Source organism: Burkholderia sp. BKH01, from assembly GCF_025685725.1.
GTDB classification, from domain to species: Bacteria; Pseudomonadota; Gammaproteobacteria; order Burkholderiales; family Burkholderiaceae; genus Burkholderia; species Burkholderia pyrrocinia_C.
The window spans coordinates 257,448-277,121 of the sequence record NZ_JAOTQT010000005.1; the positions used below are offsets into that span (position 1 = coordinate 257,448).

Annotated in this window: 15 protein-coding genes; 3 read left to right on the plus strand and 12 right to left on the minus strand. The window is 66.0% G+C overall.

Annotated elements, in window-relative coordinates; translation table 11 throughout:
• Window positions 1–123: 123 nt before the first annotated feature.
• The 10 genes from OEJ37_RS11110 to OEJ37_RS11155 form a co-directional block, all read right to left on the minus strand.
• A complete protein-coding gene (locus OEJ37_RS11110; protein WP_175918488.1) occupies window positions 124–987 on the minus strand; it encodes a glycine betaine ABC transporter substrate-binding protein in 864 nt (287 codons plus the stop codon).
• A gap of 133 nt (window positions 988–1,120) precedes the next feature.
• Window positions 1,121–2,269, minus strand: a complete 1,149-nt coding sequence (locus OEJ37_RS11115; RefSeq protein WP_174417591.1) for a hybrid-cluster NAD(P)-dependent oxidoreductase — start codon at window positions 2,267–2,269, stop codon at window positions 1,121–1,123.
• Between the two features lie 29 nt (window positions 2,270–2,298).
• Window positions 2,299–3,540: an aromatic ring-hydroxylating oxygenase subunit alpha gene (locus tag OEJ37_RS11120; RefSeq protein ID WP_174417592.1), complete on the minus strand. Its 1,242-nt coding sequence runs from the start codon at window positions 3,538–3,540 to the stop codon at window positions 2,299–2,301.
• A 52-nt stretch (window positions 3,541–3,592) separates the two neighbouring features.
• Window positions 3,593–4,378: an electron transfer flavoprotein subunit beta/FixA family protein gene (locus OEJ37_RS11125; RefSeq protein ID WP_263344298.1), complete on the minus strand. Its 786-nt coding sequence runs from the start codon at window positions 4,376–4,378 to the stop codon at window positions 3,593–3,595.
• A complete protein-coding gene (locus OEJ37_RS11130; RefSeq protein WP_175918490.1) occupies window positions 4,375–5,541 on the minus strand; it encodes an electron transfer flavoprotein subunit alpha/FixB family protein in 1,167 nt (388 codons plus the stop codon). The genes OEJ37_RS11125 and OEJ37_RS11130 overlap by 4 nt, the downstream gene beginning before the upstream one ends.
• 8 nt (window positions 5,542–5,549) lie before the next feature.
• Complete coding sequence (locus tag OEJ37_RS11135) at window positions 5,550–7,475, minus strand: (Fe-S)-binding protein (RefSeq protein WP_175918491.1); 1,926 nt, start codon at window positions 7,473–7,475, stop codon at window positions 5,550–5,552.
• Window positions 7,476–7,477: 2 nt separating this feature from the next.
• Window positions 7,478–9,541, minus strand: a complete 2,064-nt coding sequence (locus OEJ37_RS11140; protein WP_175918492.1) for an NADH:flavin oxidoreductase — start codon at window positions 9,539–9,541, stop codon at window positions 7,478–7,480.
• Window positions 9,542–9,607: 66 nt separating this feature from the next.
• Window positions 9,608–10,141 (minus strand): DUF5943 domain-containing protein, encoded by a 534-nt coding sequence (locus tag OEJ37_RS11145; RefSeq protein WP_059451758.1) that lies wholly within the window; start codon window positions 10,139–10,141, stop codon window positions 9,608–9,610.
• Window positions 10,142–10,280: 139 nt separating this feature from the next.
• Window positions 10,281–11,252, minus strand: coding sequence for a dipeptidase (locus OEJ37_RS11150; protein ID WP_174417596.1), 972 nt, complete (start codon window positions 11,250–11,252; stop codon window positions 10,281–10,283).
• 40 nt (window positions 11,253–11,292) lie between these two features.
• Window positions 11,293–12,567, minus strand: a complete 1,275-nt coding sequence (locus tag OEJ37_RS11155; protein ID WP_263344307.1) for a serine hydroxymethyltransferase — start codon at window positions 12,565–12,567, stop codon at window positions 11,293–11,295.
• A gap of 444 nt (window positions 12,568–13,011) precedes the next feature.
• Here OEJ37_RS11155 and OEJ37_RS11160 point away from each other — a divergent pair, with 444 nt between their 5' ends.
• Window positions 13,012–14,037, plus strand: coding sequence for a GlxA family transcriptional regulator (locus tag OEJ37_RS11160; protein ID WP_263344309.1), 1,026 nt, complete (start codon window positions 13,012–13,014; stop codon window positions 14,035–14,037).
• A gap of 63 nt (window positions 14,038–14,100) precedes the next feature.
• On the opposite strand, the gene OEJ37_RS11165 is transcribed toward OEJ37_RS11160, so the two are convergent.
• Window positions 14,101–15,513, minus strand: a complete 1,413-nt coding sequence (locus OEJ37_RS11165) for a discoidin domain-containing protein (RefSeq protein ID WP_263344310.1) — start codon at window positions 15,511–15,513, stop codon at window positions 14,101–14,103.
• A gap of 268 nt (window positions 15,514–15,781) precedes the next feature.
• Here OEJ37_RS11165 and OEJ37_RS11170 point away from each other — a divergent pair, with 268 nt between their 5' ends.
• Both OEJ37_RS11170 and OEJ37_RS11175 read left to right on the plus strand, forming a co-directional pair.
• The gene (locus OEJ37_RS11170; RefSeq protein WP_263344312.1) at window positions 15,782–17,203 is read left to right on the plus strand and encodes a PLP-dependent aminotransferase family protein; all 1,422 of its coding nucleotides are present in this window, start codon (window positions 15,782–15,784) and stop codon (window positions 17,201–17,203) included.
• Between the two features lie 263 nt (window positions 17,204–17,466).
• Window positions 17,467–18,237, plus strand: coding sequence for a hypothetical protein (locus tag OEJ37_RS11175; RefSeq protein ID WP_263344393.1), 771 nt, complete (start codon window positions 17,467–17,469; stop codon window positions 18,235–18,237).
• Window positions 18,238–18,330: 93 nt separating this feature from the next.
• Here the strand turns inward: OEJ37_RS11175 and fdhA are convergent, their stop codons facing one another.
• The gene (gene fdhA / locus OEJ37_RS11180) at window positions 18,331–19,527 is read right to left on the minus strand and encodes a formaldehyde dehydrogenase, glutathione-independent (RefSeq protein ID WP_129515652.1); all 1,197 of its coding nucleotides are present in this window, start codon (window positions 19,525–19,527) and stop codon (window positions 18,331–18,333) included.
• Between the last annotated feature and the right edge of the window lie 147 nt (window positions 19,528–19,674).

Here is a 19,674-nt window from a genome sequence, read left to right on the forward strand (position 1 = left end):
TTTTTGCAGATTCAGTAAAAGAAAACCGGGATACGGCTGCATGAATTCACGATTATTTCGGATTCCTGCATGCCATTCCCGGCGTATTTTTCATGGTGCTTCGTATGACAAAGCTTTTAGTGCTTACTGCGCGCCTTCCGTCCACGAATTCACGCGGTCGGCATGCGCCGCGATCCACGCGTCGGCCGCCGCTTCCGGCTTCGATCCGTTCTGGATTGCCAGCATCACGCTGTCGATTTCACCCGGCTTCCACTGGAATTTCTTCAGGAACGCGACGACCGGCTTGGCCTTCGTTTCGAGGCCCGGATTCGCGACGCTGTCGACGTGCTCCGCGCCACCGAACACCTTCTTCGGATCCTCGAGGAAGCGCAGCTTCCACTTCGCGAACATCCAGTGCGGCGCCCAGCCGGTCACGATGACCGGCTTGTTCGCGTTGACCGAACGCGACAGCTCGGCCGTCATCGCGCTGCCCGAGCTCGGCATCAGCGTGTAGTTCAGCCCGTAGCTCTTGATCGCTTCGTCGGTCTTGCGCATCACGCCGGCGCCCGCGTCGATGCCGACGATCCGGCCGCCGAAATTGGCCTTCTCCGCGTTCAGGTCGTCGATGCTCTTCGCCTTCACGTACGCGGGCACGATCAGGCCAATCTTCGCATCTGGGAAATTCGCGCCGAGGTCGACGACCTTGGCCTTGTACTCATCCCAGTACGAGCCGTGCGTGACGGGCAGCCATGCGGACAGCGTCGCGTCGAGATCGCCGCGCGCGACGCCCTGCCACATGATGCCGGCGGCGACCGGCACGAGCTGGACCTGGTAGCCGAGCTTCTTCTCGATGACGCGGGCCGCGACGTTCGACGTGGCAACGCTGTCGTCCCAGCCTTCGACGTAGCCGATCTTCAGCGTCGGCTTCGTATCGGCAAGCGCCGATGCGCTCAGCGCCACCATCGCCGACAGTGCGCCGGTCCACAACAGTTTTCCGAACAACTTCATGGTCGATCTCCTTGATATGCGCCTGCGCGCGTTGCCTCTCTAGGTTCTTCAACCACAAATCCGCGGTATCGTTGTTTTCCGACGGATGCTTGTCCGGACGCGACGCGCCCAGACAGCCGATGGCGCGTCTTGACTACTTGTCGATCACGAGATCGGACAGCGGCTTGCTGCAGCACAGCAGCACCATCCCCTGGTCGATCTCTCGCTGCCGGATGCCGCCGTTGTGTTTCATCTCGACCTGCCCCGACACGAGCTTCACCTTGCAGGTGCCGCACATGCCCTGCGTGCACGAGGCCGGCAGCCGCACGCCCGACTGGCGTGCCGCGTCGAGCACGTGCTGCTCCGAGCCGCACGCGATCTCGCGGTTGCTCTTCGCGAAGCTGACCGTGTACTGCTTCGTATCGGCGTCGCCGCCTTCGGCCGGCGGCGCGAGATCGGCGAGCAGCTCGTCGCTCGCGGTCTGCGCAAGCGTTTCGAACGAGAAGCTCTCCTCGTGATACTGCTTGCGGTCGAAACCGGCTTCGTCGAGCAGGTCGCGCACGGCCTTCATGTACGGCGCGGGGCCGCAGGTGAAGACTTCGCGTTCCATGAAGTCCGGCGCGATCAGCTTCAGCAGCGGCAGCGTCAGGAAGCCCGTGACGCCCGGCCAGTTGGTGCGCGCGCCCAGGCGCTCGACGACGAACGATGTGCGGAAATTCGTATGATTCGACGCGATCAGGTCGAGCTCGCGCGCGAAGATGATGTCGTCCGGCGTACGCGCGCTGTGCACGAACAGGATGTCGCGATCTTCCGCGAGATCATGGTGCGCGCGGCTCATCGACATCAGCGGCGTGACGCCCGAGCCGGCCGACAGGAACAGGTACTTGCGCGCCGGATGCCGCGCGCACGTGAATTCGCCGGCCGGGCCGAGCACCCGCACCGATGCGCCCGGCTGCAGGTTGTCGTGCAGCCAGTTCGACACCTTGCCGCCCGGCACGCGCTTGACCGTGATCGACACCGTGTGCGGCCGCGCCGGCGACGACGAGATCGTGTAGCAGCGGTTGATCGTTTCGCCGTCGATGTCGAGCTCGAGCGTGAGGAACTGCCCGGGTTCGAACGAGAACGAGCGGCCCTGCGGCGAACGGAAGAAGAAACTCTTCACGTCGTGCGTTTCCTGCCGCACCTGGCAGCACACCAGCGTTTCCTCGACGTCGCTCGTCCAGCGCTCGGGAAGGGCGTTCCAGAACGCCGGGCGTGTCACCCGGCTGTCCGTCGGCTCGAAATTGGCCGCATCTCGCATCATGTCTTGCTCCGCTTGTTCGCTGCTGGATACTATTCGCCGGTTTTTTCGGCGAGCCGGCCGATGTACCAGGCCGAGAATTTTTCGACGAGACCTTCCGTGTACGGCGAGTACGGGCCCGGCTCGTATGCGCTGCTGGTCGCACCGCGCTGCGAGAATTCGACGAGCGCGCGATCCTGGTCGTTGGTCGCATTCCACACGGCCGTGAGGTTCTTCACGTCGTAGTCGATGCCTTCCTTCGCGTCCTTGTGCACGAGCCACTTCGTGCGCACCAGCGTCTTGCCGGCCGACAGCGGGATCACCGAGAACGTCACGATGTGATCGCTCATGAAGTGGTGCCACGAGTTCGGCTGCGTCCAGAACGACAGCCCGCCGAGATCGGCCTTGTCGAATCCACCAAGCAGCTTCTTCGACGCGACCTTCGCATCCAGCGTCTGCGATTCGCCGCTGCGGTCGAGCGGCAGGCGCTGCGTACGGAAGCCCGTCACGTCGAGCAGTTTCTCGATCTCGGCGGACGGCAGGCCCATCTCGGCCCATTCCTTCCCGCGCCGGACGCACGTCTCAGCGAACGCGTCCATGCCCTCGGCGTTGGCGTCGGAACGCTGGTAGCCGAAGCCGTATTCGTACAGCGAGATCGTCAGCTCCGGATGGTTCGCGACGCAGTGATAGCACTCGCGGTTGTTCTCCATCGTGAGCTTCCAGTTGCCTTCCTCGATGATGTCGATCTGCGCGGCGACCTTCGTGCTCGGCAGGTCGTGCGGCAGCAGGTACGGCTCCATCTCGGCACGCATCTTCGCGAAGTCGACCGGCGGCTCCTCGGCGAGGCAGATGAAGATCAGGCCCGCGAGGTTCTCGACGTGCACCGACTTCAGGCTGTGCTTGCAGCGGTCGAACTGCTCGCCCATGTGCTCGGCGAACATCAGCTGGCCCGTCAGGTTGTAGGTCCAGCTGTGGTACGGACACACGATGTTGCCGACCGAGCCCTTGTCCTCGTTGCACAGGCGCGCGCCGCGGTGACGGCACACGTTGTGGAACGCACGAATCGCCATGTCGTCGTCGCGCACGATCAGGATCGAATCGGTCCCCAGCTCCACGGTCAAGTAGTCGCCCGGCTCGGGAATGTCCGGCTCGACCGCCACCTGGATCCAGTGCTGGCGGAAAATCGCCTCCATGTCGAGCGCGAAAATTTCCTCGCTCGTGTAAAACGGTGCGTCGAGGCTGTGCCCTTCCTTGCGCCGCTCGATCAGTGCACGAATGTCTGCCGATACTTTCATCGTTTGCTCCGGATTCCTTGCATCCCTGGGTTCTTGCCGACAGGCATCAAAATCAGTAGTCGATGAGCTGATGCTCGCGCAAATACGCGAGGATCACTTGTGCTTTTTCGACCGAACTCCCTTCATTTACGACGCTGCCGCCACGACTTTCGGTCGTCGTCGCGGACAGCATCCGGGCATGCCCGGAACGCTTCTCGGCGGCGACCAGTTTTACGGGTTTACGCTCAACCGGACCGACCGTCCACGCGGCCGCGTCGGCGTCCGCGCCGGGCGCCGCGAGCGCCGGCCGGATCGCGCCGGCGCGCAGCCGCGCATACGCGTAGCGCGGCTCGGCATTGGCGAGCGGATGGACGGCGACGACGGCCGGCAGCGCCGCGTCGACGCGGCGCCGCAGTCCTTTCGGCAAAAATTGCCGCACGGCCGCGCGGCCGCCTTCGATCGTCACGTCGACGGCCGAGCCGACGAGCGGATAACCGAGCGCCGCGGCGATGCGATACGGCAGCATCCCGGTGTCGTACGCGCCCTCGGCGCGCGTGCCGGTCAGCACGACGTCGTAGCCTTCGACGCGCGCGGCGAGCGCATGCACGGCATCGTCGCCGTCGCGGCAGGCCAGCACTTCGACCTCCCGCGCGCCCAGCGCGAGATATTCGGCAAGCGCCGCGTTCGCGGGGTCGCCTGCATGGATCACGTCGAGCTGCGCGCGATGCCGTTCCGCGAGCTGGCGGCCGGTTTCGAGCGCGGCCGCGTCGTTGCGGCTGTATCGCGCGACGCCGCTGACCCGGTGCCGGCCGACGGACACGAGCACCGCGATGCGTTGCAACTGGCGAGGGGCGTTCATGCTGCGACTCCTTCCGGTTCACGGTTGCCGACCGCGGCCGGCGATTGTCCGCGCGCGACCCGCGCGGCCTGCACCTGTTCGATCAGCGCGGCGATCGTCGCCTGCGCATCGCCGACCACCGTCAGGTTCGCGCGCTTCGCGATCGGCGCGCTGCCGTCGAGGTTCACCGCGATCACGTGGCGGCAGTCCTTGATCCCCTGCAGATGCTGCACCGCGCCCGAAATGCCGAACGCGATATACACGCTCGCCTCGACCGTCTTGCCGGTCGCGCCGACCTGCTTGTCGCGCGTGAAGTGGCCGTTGTCGACCGCGACGCGGCTCGCGCCGATCGCCGCGCCGAACGCACCGGCCAGCTGCTCGAACGCGCCGATGTCGGACACGCCGTTGCCGGCCGACACGATGAAATCGGCTTCCTCGAGCGCAACCCGCGCCGCATCGATTTCCTCGAGGCCGAGATCGCGGTAAGGCTGCGCGGCGTCATGGGCCGGGCGGATGAAGTCGGCGGCCAGGCGTTCGCCCGCACCGACGAACGGCAGCTTCGCGTCGACCGCGTTCTGCGCGAGCAGGATCACGTCGGGCAGCCCGCGCGTCGCGAACGCGCGGCCGGCCTGCGCATACGCGCCGACATGCTTCGCGTCGATCTCGACGACGTTGGTCGCGACGCTCGCACCGGCGGCCGCCGCGTAACGCCGGCCGAGATCGCCGTCGCCCGTCGCGTTGTCGGGCACGAACACGTGTTTCGGCGAGAGCGCCGCCACGCACGCCTGCAACGCTTGCAATTCGCTTTCGGGATCGAATGCGCGGCGATCGAAGCCGGCGAGTTCAACCAGCTTGTCGACGCCGAGTTCGGCGACGTCGTCCTTCAGTTCGCCGAATGCAAGCAGCGCGACTTCGGTCTGGGCATCGGCGAGCACCGCGGCGGCGGCAATCGCCTGCCGTGCGTGATCGTCGAGTGCGCCGCGTTCGCCGTGCGCGACCACCAGCACCACGTGCTTCGGCTCCTGCACCGCGCGGCGCGGCTTCGCGGCAGCCGCGTGGCCGTGCGCGGACCAGTGTGCGGCGCTCGCGTCGGCGCTGCCTTCCTCGCCGAGCGTGATGCGCTTCAGGCCTGCGGCCGTGATGATGAACGGCCGGCGCGGATCGATTCGTTTGATCGTATTCATCGATTCACTCACTCCAGCGAAGCGGCAACGAGTTCGGCTACGTCGAGCACGTCGGGGCGCGGGCCCACGACGCCTTCGAGCATCGCCGTGCAGTTCGGGCACGCAACCGCGACCACGTCCGCGCCGATCGTGCGTGCGTCGGCGATGCGGATGTCCGGAATGCGCTGCTTGCCGGGGATGTCGGTCAGCGGCGCACCGCCGCCACCGCCGCAGCAGCGGCCGCGCATGCCGTTGCGCTCCATCTCGACGACCTGGATGCCGATCGTCTTTAGCAGCTTGCGCGGCGCTTCCGTCTCGCCGTTGTAGCGGCCGAGATAACACGGGTCGTGATACGTGGTGCGCTTCTCGCTCAGCGCTTCGACGGCCTTCGGCACGATCTTGCCGCTGTCGGCCAGTTCGGCGAGATAGGTCGTGTGATGCTTGACCGTCACGCGCAGCCCGAGCGCACGGTATTCGTTGCGCAGACTGTGCATCACGTGCGGGTCGGCCGTCACGATCTGCTTATACGACAGCGTGCCGAGCGTGCCGATCAGGCGCTTCGCCATCTGCTGGAACGTCGCTTCGTCGCCGAGCCGGCGCGCGACGTCGCCCGTGTCGGTCTCGGTCGAGCCGAGCACCGCGTAGTCGACGCCGGCCTTGTTCAGCACCTTGACGAACGCGCGCAGCGTGCGCTGGTAGCGCATGTCGAACGCGCCTTCGCCCGCGACGAACAGCACGTCGACCGGCTTGCCCGGCTGCGCGACCGGCGCGCTCAGGTCGACCGACCAGTCGTAGCGCGCGGCCGTGTCGTAGCCGCCCATCGTGCCGGTCTCGCGCAGGTTCGCAAGCACTTCCTGGCCCTTGCCCGGCACCGAGCCGTGCACGAGCGTGCGGTTGCGGCGCATGTCGACGATCGCGTCGACGTGCTCGATCAGCATCGGGCATTCCTGCACGCACGCGCGGCAGGTCGTGCACGACCACAGCGTCTGTTCTTCAATCAGGCCCGACACGATCGGGCCGTTCGGCTCGCCGCGATGCTGGCCGACCGCGAGGCCCGGGGTCGGACTGCCCGCGTACGCGGCATCGGTGCCGCCGGCCATCCCGACCACGAGATCCTGGATCAGCTTCTTCGGGTTCAGCGGCTGGCCCGACGCGAACGCGGGGCACGCTGCTTCGCACTTGCCGCACTGCACGCACGCGTCGAAGCTCAGCAGCTGGTTCCAGCGGAATTCGACCGGCTTCGCGACGCCGTACTCCTGATGCTCGATGTCCGGCAGCTTCAGCGCGGTCGGCGGCGTGGCCGTGCCGTTGCCGGTGAACGACTCGCGTGTGGCCGCGAAACGCTCCTGGCGCGGGTGGAAGGCGAGGTGCAGCAGGCCGGCGATCGCGTGCTTCATCGGGCCGCCCTTCGCGGCGCCGACCGTCATCGTGAATGCGCCGATGCCGATCAGCAGCGCGCAGAGCACCGCGAACGCACCCGACATCGCGCCGGTCGGCACCAGCATGAACAGCACGAGGCCGAGCGCGAACGAACCGAGCAGCCAGGGCAGCGTATTCCACGGGCCGCGCGACAGGCGGGCGGGCACGTCCTTCGCCGCGCGCCGGCGCCACACGAACACCGCGCCGACCAGCATCGCGAGCGCCGCGAGGAAGATCAGCTTGTCGAGCCACGGCGAGTAGATCGCGAGGCCGTAGTTGACGAACACCAGCGCGAGCGCGCCGATCGCGCCGCCGGCGGTCGCGACGTGGGTCTTCGCGATGTACGGATCGCGGGCAACCACATGGTGCAGGTCGACGAAATAGCGCTTCGGAATCGCGAACAGGTTCGCGACGCCGAACGAGCCGGGCGCCGTGGCCCGGCCGAGACGCCAGTAGGACGAGCGCTTCGCGACCGCGAACGCGAGCCCCGCCACCGACAGCCACAACAGTGCGGTAATGAGGAAGGACGGATTCATCTTCAGAAATCCTTCACGAGACGCAGCGAGTCGTAAATCGCGCCGTGGACGTTGTGCATCGAGATGCAGTCGCCGACACGGAACAGCAGGAAACGGCCGTTGCCGAGTTCTTCCGACAGGCACGGCTGCGGTTCGGCCGCAAACAGCGTGTGCGGATCGATCTGGCCGCGGTTCAGCGATTCCGGCTTGAGCTTCCAGTACAGCTCGTCGTTCGGCGACGAACCGTTCTCGATCACCACCTGGTCGACCGCACGCTCTTCCAGTTCTTCCGTGTACTCGTTGCGCAGCACGGCGATCTTCTTGCCGTCTTCTTCATAGACGCGGTCGAGCATCGTGTTCGGCGTCGGGATCACGCCGAGCGCGTACAGGCGACGATAGAAGATCGGGAACGTCGTGCCGCCGCAATCGTCGGCCACCTTCACGTCCGGCGTAACGACCTCGACCTTCGAGCCGCGGCTCGCCATGAAGTCGGCCACGCCCGCGCCCGCATGGGTGCTCACGCCGTCGAACAGCAGCACGTTCTGCTTCGGTTCGACCTTGCCGGTCAGGATGTCCCACGAGCTGACGGCCAGGCCTTCGGCCACGCCCCAACCCGGCACCTGCCACGTGAAGCTCGAGCCGCCCGTCGCGAGCACGACGATGTCCGGCTTCTCGGCCATGATCATCTTCTCGTCGGCGGCGACGCCCAAGCGGCGATCGACGCCCAGGCGCTTGGTTTCCATGTCGAACCAGCGGATGATCCCCGACATCTGTTCGCGCTGCGGCGCCTTCGCGGCGATCATCACCTGGCCGCCCACTTCCGTGTTCTTCTCGAACAGCACGACGTCGTGGCCGCGCAGCTTCGCGACGCGCGCCGCCTCGAGGCCCGCCGGGCCGGCGCCCACCACCACCACCTTGCGCTTCGGGCCGCGCGACTTCTCGACGATGTGCGGCATCGTCGCTTCGCGCGACGTCGCGGCGTTTTGAATGCAGAGCACGTCGAGGCCGTTGTACTGGCGGTCGATGCAGTAGTTCGCGCCGACGCACTGCTTGATTTCGTCCTCGCGGCCGTCGCGAATCTTGATCACCATGTGCGGATCGGCGATCTGCGCACGCGTCATGCCGACCAGGTCGATCATGCCGGTGGCGAGCAGGCGTTCGGCCTGGCCCGCATCGCGGATGCTTTGCGCGTGCATCACCGGAATCTTCACGACCGACTTGATGCCGGCCGCGAGGTGCACGAACGGCTCCGGCGGCAATGCCATCGGCGGCATGCAGTTGGCGATCGTGTTGTGCGTGTCGCCGCCCGAACCGACCACGCTCAGGTAGTCGATCAGGCCCGTCTCCGACATCGCCTGCGCGATTTCCTTCAGCGCTTCGTGATCGAGGCCGTCCTCGTGGAATTCGTCGCCGCACATGCGCAGGCCGACGCAGAAATCCTTGCCGACCGCCTCGCGCACCGCCGTCAGCACCTCGATGCCGAAGCGCAGGCGGTTCTCCAGGCTGCCGCCCCATTCGTCGGTGCGGTGGTTCGAGCGCTTGCTCCAGAACTGGTCGATCAAGTGCTGGTGAGCGGCCGAGATTTCGATGCCGTCCATGCCGGCGGCCTTCACGCGCTTCGCGGCCGCAGCGAAATCGCCGATGATGCGGCGGATTTCCTCGATCTCGATGATCTTCGCGTTGCCGCGGTGCACCGGCTCGCGCACGCCCGACGGCGACATCAGGTGCGGCCAGTGCTCGCCGTGGAACGACGAGCGGCGGCCCATGTGCGTCGCCTGGATCATGATCTTCGCGCCGTGCTTGTGCATCGTGTCGGCGAGACGCGTAAGCGGATCGATGATCTTGTCGTTCGACAGGTTCACCGATTTCCACCAGCCCTGCGGGCTGTCGATCGACACCGGGCTCGACCCGCCGCAGATCGCGAGGCCGACGCCACCCTTCGCCTTTTCTTCGTAGTAGCGGATATAGCGGTCGCCCGGCAGGCCGCCCGGCTCGGCATACACCTCGGCGTGCGCGGTGCTGACGATCCGGTTGCGCAGCGTCAGCTGGTTCAGCTGCATGGGTTTGAACAGGTGGGGATAACGCATCGCAGGCGACCTCTGGCGTTCGAATGTCTCGTGTTGCGGGTTGTTCTGTGTCGGTGAGTCGGTACTTCAGTGCGCGATCGGCGACACTTCGAAGACGCAGTGGTCGTGATGCTCGGCCGCGCACTGCACTTCCTTCGAATGCGCGCGCGGCGCGCCCTTGCCTTCCGGCGTCGTGTCGTTGACCCAGTCCATCGCACCGGCGAACCAGCCGGCGAACATGTAGCAGAGCTTGCCTTCCTTGCCCGGCTGCTGGAGCACGAACGACGAGTGGCGCAGCTCGATCTTCGCGCGCGCACTGGCCGGATCGGCCTCGATGATCGAGAACAGGCCCCAGCCGCGCTGCGACAGGCGCTTCAGGTAGTGCTCGAACACGGCCATGCCGGTCAGACCGTGCAGCTTCGCTTCCTTGTCGCACCAGTGGTATGCGGACTTGTAGCCGGCCTTGTAGAGGATCTCGGCATACGCTTCGACGCCGAGCGCTTCCTCGACCGCGACGTGGTTGTTCGTGAAGAAGTGGCGCGGCACGTACAGCATAGGCAGCGCATCGGTGGTCCAGACGCCGGTATCGGGATCGACGTTGATCGGCAGTTGCGGTTGCATCGTGGTGACTCCGTGAGGAAATTGGCCGCGCGTCTCGGCGCGCAGGCACGACATCGTCCGCGTGCCCGCGCGGCTTGCGCGGGCACGTCCCGATTTTTAATTTGTTGAATCGCTGGGGGCGGTCCGGCCGGCGTGGCGCTTACGCGCCCCACACGTCCTTGAACACGCGCACCCAGTTCTCGCCCATGATCTTGCGGATGCGCGACTCCTTCCAGCCCGCGCGTTCCATTGCCGCGGTCAGGTTCGGGAATTCGCCGATCGTGCGGATACCGTCCGGGTTGATCACCTTGCCGAAGTTCGTCAGCTGGCGATAGCGGCCCTTGTCATGCGTCAGCATGTCGAAGAATTCCTTCGCGAAATCCTGCGTGAAATCCGTGCCGATGCCGACCGCGTCCTCGCCGATCAGGTTCACGACGTAATCGATCGCCTCGATGTAGTCGTCGATCGTCGCCTCGATCCCGCGCTTCAGGAACGGCGCGAACATCGTCACGCCGACGAAGCCGCCCGCATCGGCGATCTCCTTCAGCTGCTCATCGCTCTTGTTGCGCGGATGCTCCTTCAGGCCCGACGGCAGGCAGTGCGAATAGCACACCGGCTTCTTCGAGAACGCGATCGCTTCCGACGACGTGTTGCCGCCCACATGCGACAGGTCGACCATGATGCCGACGCGGTTCATCTCGGTGATCACTTCGCGGCCGAAGTCCGACAGCCCGCCGTCGCGCTCGTAGCAGCCCGTGCCGACCAGGTTCTGCGTGTTGTAGCAAAGCTGCACGACGCGCACGCCCATGTCGTGGAACGCCTCGATGTAGCCGAGGTTGTCCTCGAACGCGTGCGCGTTCTGGAAGCCGAGGATGATCCCGGTCTTGCCTTCCTTCTTCGCGCGGAAGATGTCGTCCGTCGTGCGCACCAGCGTCAGCAGCTCGCCGTTGTCGCGGATCTTCTTCTTCATCACGCCGATGTTGTCGACGGTCTTGGTGAAGTTCTCCCACACCGACACCGTGCAGTTCGCGGCCGTGATGCCGCCCTTGCGCATGTCTTCGAACACCGGCTTCTCGAACTTCGAGATGTTCAGTCCGTCGATGATGATGCTGTCCTGATGCAGCGTGCTCATATCCGCCTCTCGCTTGAGTCTCTGGTCTTGTCGGTGTCGATCAGTAAATCGGGAAACGCTCGCAAAGCGCGAAGATCTCGCGGCGCACGCGCTGTTCGGTCGCGTGGTCGCCTTCCGGGTTCGCGCGCAGCGCGTCGAACACCTCGAGGATCAGGCGGCCCACTTCGCGGAACTCCGCGACGCCGAAGCCGCGCGTCGTGCCGGCCGGCGTGCCGAGGCGAATGCCCGACGTGACGGTCGGCTTCTCGGTGTCGAACGGAATGCCGTTCTTGTTGCAGGTGATGCCCGCGCGCTCCAGCGCCTGTTCGACCGGCGCACCCTTCAGGCCCTTCGGGCGCAGGTCGACCAGCAGCAGGTGGTTGTCGGTGCCGCCCGTGACGAGATCGACGCCGCCGGCCTTCAGCACTTCGCCGAGCGCCTGTGCGTTCGCGAGCACGTTGTCGATATAGGTCTTGAAGTCCGCATGCAGCACTTCGCCGAACGCGACGGCCTTGCCGGCGATCACATGCATCAGCGGGCCGCCCTGCAGGCCGGGGAACACGGCCGAGTTGATCTTCTTCGCGATGTCCTCGTCGTTGGTCAGCACGAAGCCGCCGCGCGGGCCGCGCAGCGTCTTGTGCGTGGTCGACGTGACGACGTGCGCGTGCTCGACCGGGTTCGCGTGGCGGCCCGCGGCGATCACGCCCGCGATGTGCGCCATGTCGACCATCAGCTTCGCGCCGACGCTGTCGGCGATCGCACGGAAGCGCGCGAAGTCGAGCGCGCGCGGGTACGCCGAGAAGCCGGCGATGATCAGGTTCGGCTTGTGCTCGTGAGCGAGTGCCTCGACCTGGTCGTAATCGATCAGCATCGTGTCGCGGTTCACGCCGTACTGAACGGCGTTGAACCACTTGCCCGACAGCGCCGGCTTCGCGCCGTGCGTCAGGTGGCCGCCCGCATCGAGCGACATGCCGAGCACCGTGTCGCCCGGCTTGGCCAGCGCGAGCATCACCGAGCCGTTCGCCTGCGCGCCCGAGTGCGGCTGCACGTTCGCATAACTGGCGTTGAAGATCTGCTTCACGCGCTCGATCGCGAGCGCCTCGACTTCGTCCGCGAATTCGCAGCCGCCGTAGTAGCGCTTGCCGGGATAGCCTTCCGCGTACTTGTTGGTCAGCACCGAACCCTGCGCTTCGAGCACGGCGCGCGACACGATGTTTTCCGACGCGATCAGCTCGACCTGCGACTGCTGACGCTCGAGTTCCTTCAGGATGGCGCTGCGCACCGGCGCGTCGCGCTCGGCAAGGGGCTGCGAGAAGAAAGGCTGGGTGTTCGACATAGTGCGTCCGTGACGAAGAATAAGGGGCTGAAACCGAAGCTCAAGGCCCGCCCTGCCTGGGTTTCCTGCTTGCCCAGTGCAAGGCTGCCGACGGCTCTATTCTTGTCGTTCGGATTTTCGGCGGATTGATGAATTTAGACGCGTTCTTTGCCTTTTCCGCCATGCGCGTCCGTTTTATACAAGTGACCGGTCGTGCTTTTCCGGATGGCCAATGAAATACGCGGAGCGCGTTTACCTATGAACAGGCACTTCGGCGGTGCCACCGCCGCCCGGCGCAGGTGCAGCGCGTCACGGGTTCGGTGCAGTGCAGCATGCGCTTGAGCCAGATCAACGAAAGCGGCTAGGGTTTAGCCGTATGGCACGCTTGTTGCGCTCGCTCACACAATACCGCAGCCCGATTCGTGCCTCGGGCCTATAGCTATTAGAGATTCCAGGAAGCTCCCCATGTCGCCCGACCGCACAGCGTCGCTGTCCCACTTCGCGTTCATGCCTTTACCGAACTTCACGATGATCGCGTTCACCAATGCGATCGAGGTGCTTCGGATGGCGAACTACCTGAGCGGCCAGCCGCTCTACCGCTGGTCGGTGATCAGCCCGGACGGCGGCCCGATCACGGCGAGCAACGGGCTCACGGTCGACACGGGCCCGGCCGAATGCGTCGGGCAGCCCGACATCGTATTCGTGTGCGGCGGCGTCGACGTGCAGCGCGCGACCACGCCCGCCCATCTGTCGGCGCTGCGCCGCTTCGCGCGTTCGGGCATCCCGCTCGGCAGCCTGTGCACGGGCACCTATGCGCTCGCGAAGTCGGGGCTGCTCGCGGGCTACGCGTGCGCGATCCACTGGGAAAACATGTCGGCGCTGAAGGAAGAGTTTCCGGATACGCGCTTCCTGAAGGAACTGTTCGTGATCGACCGCGACCGCATCACGTGCACGGGCGGCGTCGCGCCGCTCGACATGATGCTGAACCTGATCGCCGCGCGCGTGGGCACCGCGCGCGTCACGCAGATCGCCGAGCAGTTCATCGTCGAACACGTGCGCGACACCAGCGCGCAGCAACGCATGCCGCTCGTCGCGCGCCTCGGCTCGGCGAACAAGTCGCTGTTCGAAGTGATCTCGCTGATGGAGAACAACATCGAGGAGCCGCTGTCGCGCGAGGAGCTCGCACGGCTCGCGAACATGTCGCAGCGGCAATTACAGCGGCTGTTCCGCGAACATCTCGGGATGACGCCGACGCACTACTACCTGACGCTGCGGCTGCGCCGCGCGCGCGAACTGCTGCTGCAGACCGACATGTCGATCATGCACATCACGATGGCGTGCGGCTTCCAGTCGGCGTGCCACTTCAGCAAGAGCTATCGCGACTCGTTCGGCGTCGCGCCGACGAGAGAGCGCCGCAAGCAGGTCGCGCCGCTCGCGCAGGGTGCGGCCAGTGCCAGTCCGGCGTTTCCGACGCATGTGCTGCATGCGTGAAGCGCGCAGCGCGTGACGCATGACGAATAAAAAAGGCGGCTTTGAAAGCCGCCTTTTTTTCGCTTACGATCCCCACACCTGCATTTCGTCGAGCGAATAACCCCACTGCGTCGCGCGCTTCGTGCCCAGCATCCGCACGTAGCGGCCGCTCGCCTTCAGGTTCGGCAGCGTCACATGGCCGTACGACACGCCGTTGTTCGTCGAGTAGATCGTCGTCCAGTTCGCGTTGTCGTTCGACGTCTGGATCTGGTAGACAAGCGCGCCCGCATCCCAGTACAGATCGACGTGATCGATATGCTTCGTCGCACCGAGATCGACCGAGATCCATTGCGGATCGACGCCCGCGCCTTCCGGCGAATCCCAGCGCGTGCTCGTGGTGTTGCCGTCGAACGCCTTGTCGGGCGTGAGCGACGCGTTGTAGCTCGCCGACGCGGCAGCCGGACGCCCTTGCGACAGCAGCGTCGGCTGCGCGGCGGCCGGGCCGCCGTAGTAGCTCGACCCGAGCTTGGCCTTCGTCGTATCGGCATTCACGCCGAACTGCGACAGGCTCCAGCGCTGGCCGGTCGTCACGTCGCCGACATAGAGTTGATAGCCGCCCGCCGTCGTCGACGAGAAGAACAGGTAGTTCGTACCGCTCACCGGTGCCGGGTCCGAGTTGTTGCTCACGCAGTCGTTGAGCGACAACGCGTTCGGCGTCGACGCCGGGTCGGCAGTCTTCGAATAGATCTGGTCGGCCCCACCGCTGTCTTTCCAGCGCGCGTAGAACACCATGCCGTCCGCACGCACGATCGGGTAGTACGTCTGCAGCCCGGCCGGACGATCGAACACAGCAGTCGCGCCGGTCGCGATCGTGCGCTTCATCAGCCCCATGTTCGAGCCCGTGCCGGTCGCGTAGTAGACGGCGCTCGCGTCCGGCGCGAGATACGGCATCGAGTATTCGGCGCCGGCCGGCGCGTTGGTCAGGCTCACGACCGACGTGAACACCGGGCCCGCGCTCGTGTACGACAGCGTGGCCTGCTTGACGTCGCCGTTCTGCTTGAACACGAGCGTCCTGCCGTCCGCGCTGAATTTCGGGTCCTCGTTGCGCGTGGCGCCCGTGCTGTTCGTCATGTTGACGGGCGGCGTGCCGGCGCCGAGCTGCAGCATGAAGACGTTCCATGCGCCGTTGCTGATGCCCATGAACGCGAGCCACTTGCCGTCGGGGCTGAACACGCCGTTCATCGGATCGGTGATGCCCCACGTGCTCTTGCTCAGTTGCGTCAGCGTATGGGCCGAGAAATCGTAGAGGAACAGCTGGCTCGTGCCGTCGCCGTAATTGACGTAGCTGTGATAGACGAGCTTGCCGGTCAGCGCGGCGGGGAACGTCGCGTTCGGCTGGGCCGCGGGATTGCTGATGCAGGCCGCCGTGGCGGCGCCGCCGAACAGGTTGAGGGCGATGCCGGCCACCAGGCCCGCGATGAGGGTCTTCGATTTCACGCTGAATGCTTCCGGGTAAGGTAAGGACGCCGCAGACAAGGTCCCGCGCGGAACGCGCGGGGGCCACGGATCCGCCGTCGGGCACCGTGAATTCCGTATCGGTCGGACATCGGGAACAAGACTTGCAGGAGCATGCCCGCTTGTCAGACGAAAGAAAAGGATCAGAGCCGTTCAAAAACATGCGGATCAGCGATTGGGGCGCGATTGCGCGCGACGGGTGCCGTGCTACTCTTTTTTCAGCAGGGCCCCGAGCGGCCGGAGGGCTGGCATGAAGCGATATGCGACGCTGGCACAGACGATCGCCGATGCGATCCGGCGTGGCGACTTGGCGGCCGGCGCGCGCATCCCCACCGTGCGCGCCGCGTGCCGCGCGTATAGCGTGAGCCCATCCACCGTATTTCGCGCGTACTACGCGCTCGAAAGCGAGGGTCTGATCGTCGCGCGTGCGCGGTCCGGTTATTTCGTTGCGAACCTGGAAGACAAGCACGTACGGGGCGGCCACAATCCGCCGCGCAAGCCGGCCGCTGCGCAAACCGGCGACGACGATCCGCTGTTCCGCCTGCTCGACTCGCTGAAGTGCGAGGACATCGTCCCGCTCGGCTCGGCATTCGCCAGCTATTCGCTGTTCCCGATGAGCAGCCTGTGGCGCTATATGGCGTCGGCGGCCCGCAGCATGGATCACACGAAGCTGCTGTCCGGCTTGCCGCCCGGCAACGACGCGCTGCGTCGCGAGATCGCGTTGCGCTACCTGAGCGCGGGCGCGGCATTGCCGATGGACGAGATCGTCGTCACGACCGGCGCGCTCGAAGCGCTGACGCTCAGCCTGCAGGCGCTGACGCGCCCCGGCGACATCGTCGCGATCGAACGACCGGCGTTCCATGCGGTGCTGCAGGCCGTGCAGCGCCAGCATCTGAAGGCCGTCGAGATCCCGGTCGACCCGCTCACCGGCCTCGACCTCGACGCGCTCGCCGAGGCGCTCGATACGCACCCGGTGCGCGCCTGCTGGTTCATGACGTCGTTCCACAACCCGACCGGCGCGACGTTGACCGACGAGCGCAAGCGCGCGCTGATCGACCTGCTCGCATCGCGCGGCGTGCCGCTGATCGAGGACGACGTGTACGGTGAACTGCATTTCGGATCGGCTCCCACGCGCCCCGCGAAACTGTATGACGACAGCGGGCTCGTCCTGCATTGCGGTTCGTTCTCGAAATGCCTCGCGCCCGGATTCCGGATCGGCTGGGTCGCGGCCGGACGCTACGTGCGACAGATCCGGCAGGCGAAAGACGCGAGCGCGCCGTCGGCCGACGTGCCCGCGCAGATGGCGATTTCGAGCTACCTGCGCAACGGCGCGTACGACCGCTTCCTGCGGAAACTGCGGCGCAATCTCGCCGCACACCAGGCGCAGATGCTCGCCGCCGTTCGCGCGTATTTTCCGGCCGGCACCGAAGTCTTCGCGCCACGCGGCGGGTATTTCCTGTGGATCGAACTGCCGCCGCGCGTGGATGCGATGCACCTGTTCGGCGATGCGATGGAAAGCGGCGTCAGCATCGCGCCGGGGCCGATCTTTTCCGCGACCGGCGGATTCCGCCGTTATCTGCGGCTCAACTACGGCCGGCCGTGGACGCCGGCAGTCGAGCGTGCGATGGAGACCATCGGGACGCTCGCGGCCCGGCAGCGGCACGAGGGTTAGCGCAGAACGTGCGGATCGCGACGACCGACATGCTCCTTGCGTTTCGCACGCGAGCGACAAAGAATGAAGCGGAAGGCAGCTGCGGACGAACGTGTTCAACGCGTCCGATGTTATGGAGAATCACATGAGCACCGCATGCGAACGACAGTCGACGACGCACGCTCCGCTGGCTGATGGCGCGCGTGGATCGATTGCCGCGTACGAGAAAAACACGCTCGTCGGCGACCCTTCGTCTCGTCAATGACACCTGCCCGCTTCGAACCATGCGAGTCCTGCCCAACCGGAACGTCCGCGCGCGCGATGCCTGGCGCGTCGTGCTGAACACGCGCGCCGAATCGCGGCATACCGCTTGCTGCCGCTGCAGGGCATGCGGCTTCGTAGCATTTCGCGCACTCGAGCACTGCCCCGTCTGCGGCCGGTGGAACTGGCCGTTCGATCCGATTCACCGCGCATCGGACGACGCGCACGCCACACGTGCGCCACGATCCTTCCACACGTGGTCGTCACGCGTCGCGCGTACGCTGCGCAACGCGGCCTTCCGGCGGCCTCACGCATCGAGCGCACCGATCCTGAGCATCCTGACGCTCATGCTGCTGGTCGGTGGCTACGTGACGGCCGACCGGTCGTGCAAGGCCGATCCCGTTTGTCGCGGCTCCGACACGCCTGCCGCGTCGGCGGCCGAGTCCGGTCTGCTTGCATCGAATGATCCGGCGCTGCCGGTGTTGCCGGTGCCCGTCTATCCGTTTCATTCGACTGACGGAACGCAACTGGCGGCCAATCCATTACACGGCGGCCCGAGCGCCGGCGAACCCGCAACCCGGATGCCGGTTGCGCAGGCCGCACCATCGATTCGCGAACCTGGCCGGACCCACACCAGGGCAGTTCGCGTGACGGACTGGCAACGCAGTCGCGATCCCGCGCATCGCTCGCATGCGATCCGCCGTGTGGGCCTGCACACCGGCCACGGCCATAGCCACGCGCGGCGCAATGCATCCGACAAAGCCGATATCGCGAAGCTCTATGCCGGCCACTGAGCGCGTGATCCTGTCGTTCGCGCCCACAGCAAAAACGGGCGGCCCGTTTCCGGAGCCGCCCGTTTCGCGTTACGCCTGTCGAACGCTAGCGCATCAGGCCGCCAGCAACCCGTGCGGGTCGATGACGAATTTGCGCGGCGCGCCGCCGTCGAACTTCTTGTAGCCTTCCGGCGCCTGGTCGAGCGAGATCACCTCGACGTTGACGATCTTCGCGATCGGCAGGCGGTCGAACAGGATCGCCTGCATCAGGTTGCGGTTGTACTTCAGCACCGGCGTCTGGCCCGTGAAGAACGAATGCGACTTCGCCCAGCCGAGGCCGAAGCGGATGCTCAGGCTGCCGTGCTGCGCGGCCTTGTCCTTCGCGCCCGGATCGTCGGTCACGTACAGGCCCGGGATGCCGATCGCGCCGGCCGGCCGCGTGATTTCCATCAGCGAGTTCAGCACCGTCGCGGGTGCTTCCTCCGAGTGGCCCGACGAACCGTGGCCGTGCGCCTCGAAGCCGACGCAGTCGACCGCGCAATCGATCTCGGGCACGCCGAGAATCTGCTCGATCTGTTCGCCGAGCGACGCGTCCTTCGACAGGTCGACCGTCTCGAAGCCCATCGCCCTCGCGTGCGCGAGGCGCTCGGCGTTCATGTCGCCGACGATCGTCACGGCCGCGCCGAGCAGGCGCGCCGACGCGGCCGCCGCCATCCCGACCGGGCCCGCGCCCGCGATATAGACGGTCGAGCCCGGCTTCACGCCCGCACTGACCGCACCGTGATAGCCGGTCGGCAAAATGTCGGACAGGCAGGTCAGATCGCGAATCTTCGCCATCGCCTGGTCGCGGTCGGGGAATTTGAGCAGGTTGAAATCGGCATACGGCACGAGCACGTATTCGGCCTGGCCGCCGATCCAGCCGCCCATGTCGACGTAGCCGTATGCACCGCCGGCACGCGACGGATTCACGTTCAGGCACACGCCCGTATGCGTGTCCTTGCACATCGCGCAGCGGCCGCACGCGACGTTGAACGGCACCGACACGAGATCGCCGATCTTCAGCGTCTCGACGTCGCGACCCACCTCGACCACTTCGCCCGTGATCTCGTGACCGAGCACGAGGCCGACCGGTGCGGTCGTGCGGCCGCGCACCATATGCTGGTCGGAACCGCAGATGTTCGTGCTGACCACTTTCAGAATCACGCCGTGGCCGATCGCGCGGCCGCTCGGATCGACCATCTTCGGATAATCGATGCTCTGGACTTCGACCTGGCCCGGTCCAAGATAGACGACACCTCGATTGCTGCTCATCGTATTGTCTCCATGTCTCGTTGGATGGCGCGGCGGCGCGCCGGCCAATGCGGCGCACACGCAACGTGCTGTTCGAGAGTAGTCCCGGAGGCAGGGGCGCCGATGTCTCAAACGCGACATGTGTTTGAACGGCGCCGACATCGATGG